Raw genomic sequence first — 11,222 nt, 5'->3', positions numbered from 1 at the left:
GCCCGTTTGCGACCACCTACTCCTAACGAAGGCAGCTTTGCGATGCTGGACGTCACCAAGAGCGAAAAATCCTACGCTGACGGCAAGATCCTCAAGAGCGTCACCGAGGGCGTCGGCGTCGTTACCTTCAACAATCCGGACAAGCGCAACGCCATGTCGCTCGACATGTGGGAAGGCTTGGGGCTTGCGCTGACCGAATTGCGCGACGATGAAGAGGTGCGGGTCGTGGTGCTGGTCGGCGCCGGCGACAAGGCCTTCGTCTCGGGCGCCGACATCAGCCAGTTCGAGAAGACCCGGCACAATGCGGCGGCTTCCGAGGAATACTCCAGGAGAAGCGAGGCGCAGCGCGCGTTGCTCGGCAACTACCCCAAGCCCACTATCTCCTGCATTCGCGGCTTCTGCCTCGGCGGCGGCATGCAGGTCGCGATGCTGACCGACATCCGCATCGCGGCCGCCGACAGCCAGTTCGGCATCCCCGCGGCCAAGCTCGGCATCGCCTACGGCTATGATGGCCTGCGCAATCTGGTGTCGCTGGTCGGCCCGTCCTGGGCGCGTCTCATCATGTATACGGGCATGCGGATCGATTCGGCGGAAGCGCTGCGGATCGGCCTCGTCGACCGCGTCATCCCGACCGACGAGTTGTGGGGCGAGACCATGGCGCTTGCCCGCACCATTTCCTCCAACGCGCCGCTTGCGATCAAGGCCGCCAAGATCACCATCGCGCAGGTGCTCAAAGAGCCGGCCGACCGCGACATGGCTGCTGTCAAGCAGATTGGCCTCGACTGCATGGATAGCGAGGATTTCCGCGAAGGCCGCCGTGCCTTCATGGAAAAACGGAAACCACAGTTCAAGGGAAAATAGCATCCGGCACTTTGCGCGCGTGAGGGAGACCAGCATGCACAAGCCCGTGGAAGCACCTGCACAGGCAACGCCGGAGAGCCAACCTTCGCGGCTGCCGTTGTCGCGCTTCAAGGTGATCGACCTGACGCTGGCGCGGGCCGGTCCCTCCTGCGTCCGCACGCTCGCCGACTGGGGCGCCGACGTGATCCGGGTCGAGCCGCCGCCCGAAGGCGACGAGGCCGGCGAACTGGTCGGCCGGCGCGACGGCTCGGATTTCCAGAACCTGCACCGCAACAAGCGCGCCATCACGTTGAACCTGAAGAGCGAACAAGGCCGCGAGATCCTGATGCGGCTCGCGGAAGACGCCGACGTCGTCGTCGAGAACATGCGACCCGGCGTCACCAAGCGGCTCGGCGTCGACTATGAAGCTGTCAGGAAGCGCAATCCGCGGATCGTCTACGGCAGCATTTCCGGCTTCGGCCAGTACGGCCCCTACACGTCACGGCCCTCCATCGACCAGATCGCACAGGGCATGAGCGGCATCATGTCGGTGACGGGCATTCCCGGCCAGGGTCCGGTTCGTGTCGGTGTCGCCGTCACCGACATCATGGCCGGCGCGTTCCTGGCACAAGGCATTCTGATCGCGCTGCTCGATCGCGACGTTTCGGGCCAGGGCCGCTGGGTGCAGACCTCCCTGATCGAGGCCGGCCTGACGCTCCTGGATTTTCAGGCGACGCGCTGGACCATGGACAAGAAGATTCCGCCGCAGGAAGGCAACAATCATCCCACCAACACGCCGATGGGATGTTTTCCAACCGCCGACGGCCACATCAACATCGCCGCCACCAGCAACAAGAATTTTCAGATTTTCTGCAAAGTGATCGGCCACGAGACCATGGCGGCCGATCCACGTTTTGCCTCGATCGCACTCAGACGGCAAAACAAGGAAGCGATGAACGACATGATCGCCGCGACGCTGCGGGAGAAGACGACCGGCGAATGGTTCGAGCTATTGGTGGCTGCGGGTCTGCCCTGCGGGCCGGTCTATAACATCAAGCAGGCGTTCGCCGACCCACAGATCGAGGCGTTGCGCATCAAGCGGTCCGTGCAGCATCCGCGCCTCGGCGAACTCGATCTGGTGGCGCAGCCCTGCGAGATTTCGGGCTTCGACCGTGAGATCAGGACAGCCACGCCCGATCTCGGCGAACACACCAATGAAATCCTGGTTTCGCTCGGCTACAGCGAGGAAGAGATCGAAAAGCTGAAGGCAGCACGGGCGATATAGCACGAACGCGGCAAGCATCGCGTTCGCCAATATCGGTAGCTGCCGAACTCACGGGAGATCTGATCGGTCGCGACCGGATCGTGGCGGATTCGCGGCAAAGAATGGCACAGCTCGCCGAAGGTGCAGCGGTCGCGCTGCCCTTGTGCTAAACTGGTCCCATAAGGGGAGCACCGGGTGGTGCGGCAGGATCTGCGAATACCGGTACAGGATGAGCTTTCCGCCAGCATCAACCTGACGGGATGGGTCCGCTCGATCGGGCTCGCGGTCACGGTCGGTATCGTCTACTTCGTGGCTGCGCGGCTCAGCCTTGCTCTCCTGACCAAGCCTGAGGGGGTTGCGGTTTTCTGGCCTGCCGCCGGCGTATCGGCCGGCGCGCTGATTGCGCTCGGATCGCGGGCGCGATGGCCGGTCGTTGCGGGCACGATGGCGGCAACGATCGCGGCCAATCTGTCCGGCGATCGCAATCTCGGCAGCGCAGTCCTCTTCGCTCTCTGCAATGCGGGGGAAGCCGTGATCACAGCATGGCTGATCGAGCATTACTTCGGTCCGGATTTCCGGCTGAGCAGGCTAAGCAACGTGTTGGGGCTGACGGCGGCGGCGATCGTAGCGACCGCCGTCTCAGGGGTGGGAGGAGCCATCACATTCAAATTGCTTCACAGCACGACGACGCCGATCCTGACGACCTGGCAGCACTGGTTCGCATCGGACGGCCTGGGCATCATCACGGTTGCACCGTTGCTGATCGAGCTTGCATCGGCCTCGAGGGACCGGCCGCCGTTGAGCGAACTCGTCGAAGGCGCGCTGACCGTCGCGGTGCTGGCGCTTGTGAGCGGACTTGCCATTTTCCTGCGGTCGGAGCTTTTGGCCAATGTCGGGCCGGTCGCGGTGCTGTTCGCGCCGCTGTTGTGGCTTGCGGCGCGTTGCCGGCCGGTCTTCGCCGCGGCAGCCGCCTTCATCGTCAGCCTGTCGATCGTCTGGACGACCACTTTTGGCATTGGCTATTTCGGCAATCCGGATCTTTCAATGGACCAACGCGTCGGGGCCGCGCAATTGAGCATTCTCCTTGTGACGCTTGGCGCATCGGTTCTTGCCGCGCTTTTTGCCGAGTTCCGCGACAAGCGGAGGCTGGCCGAAGTGGCGCTACACGCGAGCGAAACACAACGCTATCTCATCGAAAGCGAAAGGCTGGCGGCGCTCGGCGGCCTGGTCGCAGGTGTCGCCCATGAAATCTCGAGCCCGATCGGCACCAGCCTCACAGTCGCGTCGACCTTGGCGCATCGCACCAGCGAATTCACGGATCAGATAGCCTCGCGCCAGGTACGGCGCGCCCTGCTTGTCGAGTTCGCCGACGGCTGTCGCGGCGCCACGGGACAACTCGTCGCGAACCTGCAACGCGCTGCCGAACTCATTCAGTCGTTCAAGCAGGTTGCCGCCGACCGCAGCAGTGACGATCAGCGCGTCTTCGACCTCAAGCTTGCGACCGAGCAGGTCATGGCAAGCGTTCGGTCCCGACTGCTGAAATCGCGATCTTCAATCGCAATCGAGATGCCCTTCGACATCATCATGAACAGCTTTCCCGGCCCTTACGGGCAGGTGCTGACCAATCTCATCTTCAACGCGGTCACCCACGGCTTCACCGGTCGCCCTGGTGGGCAGATCATGATCAAGGCGCACCGTCTCGGTCCGGACGAGGTCGAGATCACGTTCGGCGATGACGGCTGCGGCATGCCGGAAGAGGTTCGCCGCCGCGCCTTCGATCCGTTCTTCACCACCCGACGGGCGCAGGGCAGCACCGGGCTCGGCCTTTACATCGTCCACAATCTCGTGACGCAGCAGCTAGGTGGCAAGATCACGCTCACCTCTGCGCCCGGAAAGGGCACGACCATCGGCATGACGCTTCCCATGCTCGCCCCTGGCTAGGCCGACCCGGTGGCTGCGGGGCCGCGGAAGAGACGCCGGTTCGTACCCCACCAAAATCATGCTTCGCGTTTCAGATCGTGCGGGGCAGGTGCGCCAAAGCCCACCGCCGGCCCCGCGCCTCAGATCGGCAGCGCCGTGGTGCGCTTGACGGTACGCAGCGTCAGCGCCGATTGCACGCGCATCACGCCCGGCAACTGCGTCAGCACCTTGGTGTGAATGCGCTCGAAGTCGGCGGAGTCGCGATAGACCACCCGCAGCACGTAATCGGCGGGACCGGCGATCAGATAGCATTCGGAGATTTCCGGGTAGCGCTGCGCGGCCAGCTCGAACTTGTCGAGCGTCGAGCGCCCCTGGTCCTTCAGCGTGACCGACACGAAGGCGACGCCCGGCATGTTGGCACGAGCGGTGTCGAGCAGCATGACGTAGCCCGCAATCAGGCCGCTCTCCTCCATCGCCCGCACGCGGCGCAGGCAGGCGGACGGCGACAGGTTCACCCGCTCGGCGAGCTCCGCATTGGTGAGGCGGCCGTTGCGCATCAGCTCGCGGAGGATGGCCCGGTCGCGCTGGTCCAGCGTCTCTTCCTGCATGATTCTGCTTCTATTTTTGCAAATCTCGCAATAAAATTGTGCCCACTATCCATCGGGCACTAAATTCGACCATTAATCTTCGCGTTGTCAAGTTATCGTGGCGCATCAGGTTCAAGGAGGCTCGCGATGCTTGTAGGTGTTCCCAGGGAGATCAAGGACAACGAGTTTCGCGTCGGCATGACACCGGCTGTCGTGACCGAACTCGTCCACCACGGCCATTCCGTGCTGGTGGAGACCTCGGCCGGGCTCGGCTCGGGCTTGACCGACGAGGAGTACCGCGCCGCGGGCGCAACCATCGTCGCTACTGCCGGCGAAATCTTCGCGCGCGCAGACATGGTCGTGAAGGTCAAGGAGCCGCAGGAGGCCGAGCGCAGGATGCTGCGCAATGGACAGACGCTGTTCACTTACCTGCACCTTGCGCCCGATCGGGCCCAGACCGAGGACCTGATCAAGAGCGGCGCCATCTGCATCGCCTATGAGACTGTCACCTCCGCGAGTGGCGGCCTGCCGCTATTGGCGCCGATGTCGGAGGTCGCGGGCCGTCTTGCACCGCAGGTCGGCGCGCATGCACTGGAGAAGGCGGCCGGTGGCCGCGGCATTCTCTTGGGCGGCGTACCCGGCGCGCCGGCGGCCGACGTGCTGATCATCGGCGGCGGCGTCTCCGGCACCCATGCCGCGACGATTGCGCTCGGCATGGGCGCGCATGTCACGATCCTCGACCGTTCGCTGGAAGCACTGCGGCGGCTGTCCGATCATTTCGGCGGACGGGTGCAGACCATCTTCTCGACACGCGCGGCGATCCGCGAATGGGTGACGAAAGCCGATCTTGTCATCGGCGCGGTGCTCGTGCCCGGCGCGTCCGCGCCCAAGCTGATCACCCGCGAGATGCTCCGCACCATGAAGCAGGGCGCGGTACTGGTCGACATCGCCATCGACCAGGGCGGTTGCGCCGAAACTTCGAAACCCACGACGCACTCGCATCCGACTTATGTCGTCGACGGCGTCGTGCACTACTGCGTCGCCAACATGCCGGGCGCGGTGGCGCGGACCTCGACCTTTGCGCTCAACAACGCGACGCTGCCGTTTACGCTGGCGCTCGCCGACAAGGGCTGGCGCAGGGCCTTGAGCGACGATCCGCATCTGCGCGCCGGACTTAACGTCTGCGCCGGCCATGTCACATGCGAACCGGTGGCAGCCGCCCACGGCCTACCCTACCGGCCGGCGGAGACGCTGCTGTCGCAGGCCCCACTCGCGCAGGTAAGTTAACGCATGATCCGGAAAAAGCCTGCCCCGCGCTTGATGCGGGGTGTGAAGCGGTTTTCCGAAAAGATCATGCGCAACTAAAAAAGCTTAAGCGCGATAATCGCGCTTAGGCTGGACGCGCGAATTCGCCGAGCTCGCGCAGGAGCGCGTGCCGGAAATCGTGATAGTCGACCTCGATCAAGTGGCGCGGCGCCGCGCCAAACCGGCGCCGCCGCCGGCTCGCTTCGCCGGCGCTTCTTGCTGCGACGTCGGTCGGACGCTTGAGCACGCCCTTGATCTGGAGCGCCGCAATGCGGGCCTGGTGGTCGGCGAGGCGCCAGATGCATCCGATCGGCTGAAACAAGCCGATGAAGAACAGGCTCTCGATTCCCGGATGCATCATGGTCAGATAGAGCGGCGGGAAATGCGTGAAGTCCGGCCCCATGATCGCATCATCGAGAAATGGATAGCCGAAGCGGTAGCCGGTGGCCCAGATGATCGCGTCGAACGTTCCGGTCGAGCCATCGCTGAAATGGACGCGCTCGCCGTCAAGTCGCGCGATCGCGCGACGCGGAACCACGGCGCCGTCACGCAGCGCCGCGAGGATCGCGGTATTGAGCGTGGGGTGCATAGCCGTGGCCCGGCCTGCCGGCTTCTCCAGCCCGTATTTCTCCCACGGGCCCAGCTCCAAGCGCACGGTCGCGTCCGCAACCGCATCCTGCACAAAGCGCGGCGCAAAGCGCAGATAGCTCCGCATCCGGGCATAGAGCTGGTCGATCGGCCGGCCGAACATCACCTTGGGCAGGATGAAATAGCCACGGCGCATGCTGAGGCTGACGGAAGCGGCGACGCGCGACACATCGACCGCGATGTCGCAGGCCGAATTGCCGCCGCCCACGACCAGAACGCGCTGGCCTTCGAACGGCTCCGGCCGCTTGTATTCTCGCGAATGCAGCACCCGGCCCGAGAACGCGCCGGGATAGTCCGGCAGCAGCGGTTCGCGATGATGGCCGGAGCAGACGATCAGGTCATCGAAGGTCTCGACACGCGGGCCGTCGCGGCCGGTGACGCTGACCGACCATTTGCCATCAGGAAGGCGCTTGGCGCTTTCGACATGCGCATTCAGAACGACCGTCGCGAGCACACCGAAGCGCTCGGCATAGGATTTGAAATAGTCGAGCATCTGCCGGTGCGAGGGAAAATCCGGATAATCCGCCGGCATCGGAAAATCCTCGAACTCGGAAAGGCGCTTCGAGGAGATCAGCCGCGTCGCGCGGTAGACGCTTCGCCGGTCGGGTGCGTCGTCATAGACCCAGTTGCCGCCGATGGCGGAGGCTTCCTCGTAGCAGACGACGTCGCTGATGCCTGCGGCAAGCAGGTTCTTGACCGTGGTCAGACCGCACGGGCCTGCACCGATGACGCACACGCGCGGTGCGGCGGAAGGAGTCATGGGCTCGAAACCCGACCTACAGGCGTCAGCGGCAGGGAATCCCCTGCGCCGCCGCGATCTGAGCAATGATATGCTTGTGAATATCGGGCAGCGTCGTCATCACGACATGATCCATCCCCGGCCGCTGGGACAGATCGACGTTTTGGATCTGGCCGTGGAAATTGGAATCCGTGCGGATCGATGAGCCGATGCCGTTGGAGAGGTAATAATTCTCCAGCCGGCGCACATTGTCGGATGCCTGGCTCGCCGCCACCGGATCGAGCGTCACCATCAGAGCGACGGTCATGCCTGCCTCCTGCAGGTGCCTCGCGACATCGATCACCGCGGCCGCGCCGAGCGAATGGCCGACCAGGACGATCGAAGAGATCTGGCCGGATGCGCATTCCTCGATGGCCTCGCGTGCAGTCAGCGCCGAGGTGAGGTGGTTGGACACCTCGGTCTGAACGCCGCGTTCCCGCAGCTCGGCCGCGAGCTGGTCGATCCCGGGGGAGAAGACATTCATGAAGCCGTGAATGAGAAAGACCTTCTGCCCGGCCGCATTGGCCTGGCTGGGCAAGCAAAAGGCGGCCGACCAAATCAGCGCCGCCGCCAATCGGAGCAATGAGAGTTTCACGTTCGCGCCTGATCCCCTGTTGGGGGTATTTGCAATGGCTGGTTTTTGCCCGTCAAGTCATGGAACTGTGATGGGACCCACCTGCATTGGAACTGATGCCAAAGATCAGCAGCAGAACGGGCGCGCGGCGACGGTCCACTTCCACACTTTGGCCATGCTTCTGAGGGGCAGGTGCCGCCCTCACCCCTTCGGGCGCCGCCCTACAGCGCCTCCAGCACTGCCCTGGCGATATCCGCGGTGCCGTTGCTGCCGCCAAATTCCATCGGCTTGATGCCGCCGCCATAGGCCTGATCGACCGCGCGCTCGATGCTCTCGGCTGCCTCAGCCGCACTCTCGATGCCGTGCTTGCCGGCGAGCCAATCCAGCATCATTGCCGCGGACAGGATCATCCCGGTCGGGTTGGCCTTGCCTTGCCCCATGATGTCGGGCGCGGTGCCGTGGCAGGGCTGGAACACCGCATAACGGTCGCCGATGTCGGCCGAGGGCGCCATGCCCATGCCGCCGATCAGGCCCGCGGTCAGATCGGAGAGGATGTCGCCGAACATGTTCTCCGTCACCATGACGTCGAAATCCCAGGGCCGCTTGACCAGGTTGGCCGCGCAGGCGTCGACATAGAGGTGCTCGGCCTTCACGTCCGGATGACGTTGAGCGGCCTCATCGAAGATCTCGCGAAAGAAGGCGAAGGCCTTGAAGACGTTCGCTTTATCGACGCAGGCTAAAGCGCCCTGGCGGCCGCGCCGCTTGCGCCGCTCAGCAAGCTTGAAGGAAAACTCGAACAGCCGTTCCGAGGTCCTGCGCGTGATGACGAGCGTCTCGCGCGCGTCCTCGTGCGTCACGACGCCCTTTCCCATCGAGGCGAACAAGCCTTCGGTCGACTCCCGGATCAGGACCAGGTCGATACCGCGCTGATCGGCGCCGACGATCGGGCTCGGCACGCCCGGGATCAGCCGCGCCGGGCGGACGCCGGCATAGAGGTCGAAGATGAAGCGCAGCTCCACCTGCGGTGCGATCTCGGTGTTGTCGGGGTAGCGCACCGATGGCAGGCCGCAGGCGCCAAGCAGGATCGCATCCGCCTCCTCGCACAGCCGCACCGTGGAGTCCGGCATCGACTTGCCGGTCTCCTTATAATGGTTCGCACCGGCCGGCGCCTCGGTGAAGCGAAAGCTGAGGCCCGATTTGGCTTCGATCTTGCGCAGGATCTCCAGCGCCGGCGCCATCACCTCGGGGCCGATACCGTCGCCGCCGAGGACAGCGACGTGGATTGCGTTGTTGGCGGACATGGAGATTCCTTGTTGAAATGAGCTGTCATTGCGAGGAGCCAACAGGGCCGGCCTTTTGGCTGGCCCGATGATAGACTCCGCGACGACCTGTCCGCCATAGCTCGAAGAGCGAAGGCGGAAGCAAACCAGACTGTTTCAGCGCAGGCCGCTTCGCTCGCGATGAATTGGAGAGGACACACGCCAGCGTTCCCGCGGCACGACATGCCCGAGTGATGCATCATGCGTCGCCCTCGAGAAGTCGGAGGGCGCAGGGAACACCGGATGCTGGCCGCACCCGCGAGCCTTGCGTGCAAAAAAGAGTGCACTTTGCGCACGCAAGCATCAACAGGGCAGCCGAAACAACCGGCGTTCCCTGCGCGATGGTTCACGGCTTATACGTGGTCTCCCCGGAGTGCCGGGCTTGTTAGCCTCCGTCACCTGACGGTTCGTCACCGTCAAGCTTGATCCCAGCGTCGGGAGATCAGGACCCGCACGATTTCGCTACGTCCGCTTCAATGCCGTTCGTCTTGCGACACCAACGCGTCCACCGCTCCCCGCTTCCAACGTCCGTGACGATCGCGATACGCCCCTCCTGGTGGAGGCGGGATGCGCGGAGATAATCATGTCTTTCCGAAAAACGGAAGCGGAATATTTTTGCGGAATGGGCTTGACATGATTCTGATTAAGCGAAGTGATTTGCCCGTCGTGCCGCCGAAGCCACAGTCCGCCGGTCGCCAGTATGGCAGGTATGGGGTGAAGACCGGACCTTATCGCCACGGTGCCAAACCGGCGCGATTGACCCGAAGCAGGCTTAACTGCGTTGATCTTCGGGGAAAGCGATATTATCAGGGCTTTATCTTAGCAGACTCATCCACACGCGCCGGGCCTCGATTTTGCTCAGACTGTTCCTTGAGCGCCTTGTAGGGAGCACGCGCTACATGCTGCGCGCTATCGGCCTTGGCCGCAGGATGACGCACAGCGAGATTTTTCGCGCGGGTAAAATTGGAGCGGAGCCGTCCACCGACTATCAGCGCGCTCTAACTGTGCTTGATAACGTTGTCCGCGAGTGCATTACGGTATCGAAGCAATACGGCGGCCTCCAGGCTGTAACCCAAAAGCACTTTTATGCTTCTGTGCTTTTCACCGCGATGCTTTCTCGTAGCGTGAGCCTGTTGATGCTGGCACCCTACAGTCCTTGGGCTAGCAAGATGATCGAGCATTGGGACTATGCCTCTGCTGCCGTGATCCTCCGCACGATGATGGAGCTGCGCGCCGCGTTCCACTACCTCTGCGTGGATGAGTGTACGGACGAGGAATGGGATTGTCGGTGGAACCTTCTCAATCTGCACGACTGCAATTCACGGATAAGATTGTTTGAAGCGCGGGAACCGAATGACCCTAATCAAGTCGCGGGTTTGCAGGCCCAAGCCGAGGAAATTCGGAATCGTCTAAGAGCCAACCCATATTTTCAAACGCTACGGCATCAAACACGGCTATTGAACGGTCAAGCTGCTTACCTCTTTCCGATAGAGGAAATGATGGAGCGGGCCGGCCAGGATAAACCGACGTACAGATTCTTGAACATACTGTTTTCAAGCCACGTCCACGGCCTGCCGATGTCCTATTACCGAATGGGGATGCAGGAACGCGGTCGAGGCTTGCCTAGCCCAGTCGAGGAAGGCTACACGACGATCTGCCTCTCGCTCGCGTCTGTGCTTCTCACGGCAACTAGAGACGAGGTGCATGAGCTTTTCCGGGGATTACCGCCCGTGCAAAAGCAAGCATCTAGTAAGCCAGCCTAGGTGCAGGTAAGTCGACCTTATGCTCAGTCCGTCGCGCGCTCGGTCAACTCACGCAAATACTACCGTTATTGGCCGTTCGCAGCGCGGCCGTAGGGCGGATTAGCGTCAGCGTAATCCGCCTTTTTGCCCGCGTCCACGATCCGCGCCGAAATCCTCGTCGCTGTCAATCTCGCCGCCCATTTGAGCGGGAGGAGCCCGGCGCACACATCGCGATGAGTTGCCTC

Annotated in this window: 9 protein-coding genes; 5 read left to right on the top strand and 4 right to left on the bottom strand. The window is 63.1% G+C overall.

Annotated elements, in window-relative coordinates:
• Window positions 1-42 precede the first annotated feature (42 nt).
• The 3 genes from VKR55_RS26895 to VKR55_RS26885 all read left to right on the top strand — a co-directional run bounded on the left by VKR55_RS26895 (window position 43) and on the right by VKR55_RS26885 (window position 4,045).
• Window positions 43-861, top strand: coding sequence for an enoyl-CoA hydratase (locus VKR55_RS26895; protein WP_324408172.1), 819 nt, complete (start codon window positions 43-45; stop codon window positions 859-861).
• 34 nt (window positions 862-895) lie between these two features.
• Window positions 896-2,125: a CaiB/BaiF CoA transferase family protein gene (locus tag VKR55_RS26890; protein ID WP_324408171.1), complete on the top strand. Its 1,230-nt coding sequence runs from the start codon at window positions 896-898 to the stop codon at window positions 2,123-2,125.
• A gap of 174 nt (window positions 2,126-2,299) precedes the next feature.
• On the top strand, window positions 2,300-4,045 hold the full coding sequence (locus tag VKR55_RS26885; protein WP_324408169.1) for an MASE1 domain-containing protein: 1,746 nt from the start codon (window positions 2,300-2,302) through the stop codon (window positions 4,043-4,045).
• Window positions 4,046-4,164: 119 nt separating this feature from the next.
• Here VKR55_RS26885 and VKR55_RS26880 read toward each other — a convergent pair whose 3' ends face one another.
• Window positions 4,165-4,632 (bottom strand): Lrp/AsnC family transcriptional regulator, encoded by a 468-nt coding sequence (locus VKR55_RS26880; protein ID WP_324408167.1) that lies wholly within the window; start codon window positions 4,630-4,632, stop codon window positions 4,165-4,167.
• A gap of 126 nt (window positions 4,633-4,758) precedes the next feature.
• Here VKR55_RS26880 and ald point away from each other — a divergent pair, with 126 nt between their 5' ends.
• Window positions 4,759-5,898 (top strand): alanine dehydrogenase, encoded by a 1,140-nt coding sequence (ald, locus tag VKR55_RS26875; protein ID WP_324408165.1) that lies wholly within the window; start codon window positions 4,759-4,761, stop codon window positions 5,896-5,898.
• 103 nt (window positions 5,899-6,001) lie between these two features.
• Here ald and VKR55_RS26870 read toward each other — a convergent pair whose 3' ends face one another.
• The 3 genes from VKR55_RS26870 to VKR55_RS26860 form a co-directional block, all read right to left on the bottom strand.
• Window positions 6,002-7,324, bottom strand: a complete 1,323-nt coding sequence (locus VKR55_RS26870; protein WP_324408164.1) for a flavin-containing monooxygenase — start codon at window positions 7,322-7,324, stop codon at window positions 6,002-6,004.
• Window positions 7,325-7,349: 25 nt separating this feature from the next.
• Window positions 7,350-7,937 (bottom strand): alpha/beta hydrolase, encoded by a 588-nt coding sequence (locus VKR55_RS26865; RefSeq protein WP_324408163.1) that lies wholly within the window; start codon window positions 7,935-7,937, stop codon window positions 7,350-7,352.
• Between the two features lie 200 nt (window positions 7,938-8,137).
• Window positions 8,138-9,217 (bottom strand): isocitrate/isopropylmalate dehydrogenase family protein, encoded by a 1,080-nt coding sequence (locus VKR55_RS26860; RefSeq protein ID WP_324408161.1) that lies wholly within the window; start codon window positions 9,215-9,217, stop codon window positions 8,138-8,140.
• 917 nt (window positions 9,218-10,134) lie between these two features.
• On the opposite strand from VKR55_RS26860, the gene VKR55_RS26855 reads away from it, so the two are divergent.
• Entirely contained in the window at window positions 10,135-10,998 is an 864-nt protein-coding gene (locus tag VKR55_RS26855; protein WP_324408159.1) for a DUF5677 domain-containing protein, read from the top strand.
• The last annotated feature ends 224 nt before the right edge of the window (window positions 10,999-11,222 follow it).

Source organism: Bradyrhizobium sp. (assembly GCF_035309285.1).
Classification (GTDB): Bacteria; Pseudomonadota; Alphaproteobacteria; order Rhizobiales; family Xanthobacteraceae; genus Bradyrhizobium.
The sequence above is the reverse complement of the archived record's forward strand: the minus strand, read 5'-3'. Positions and strand labels throughout refer to the sequence as shown.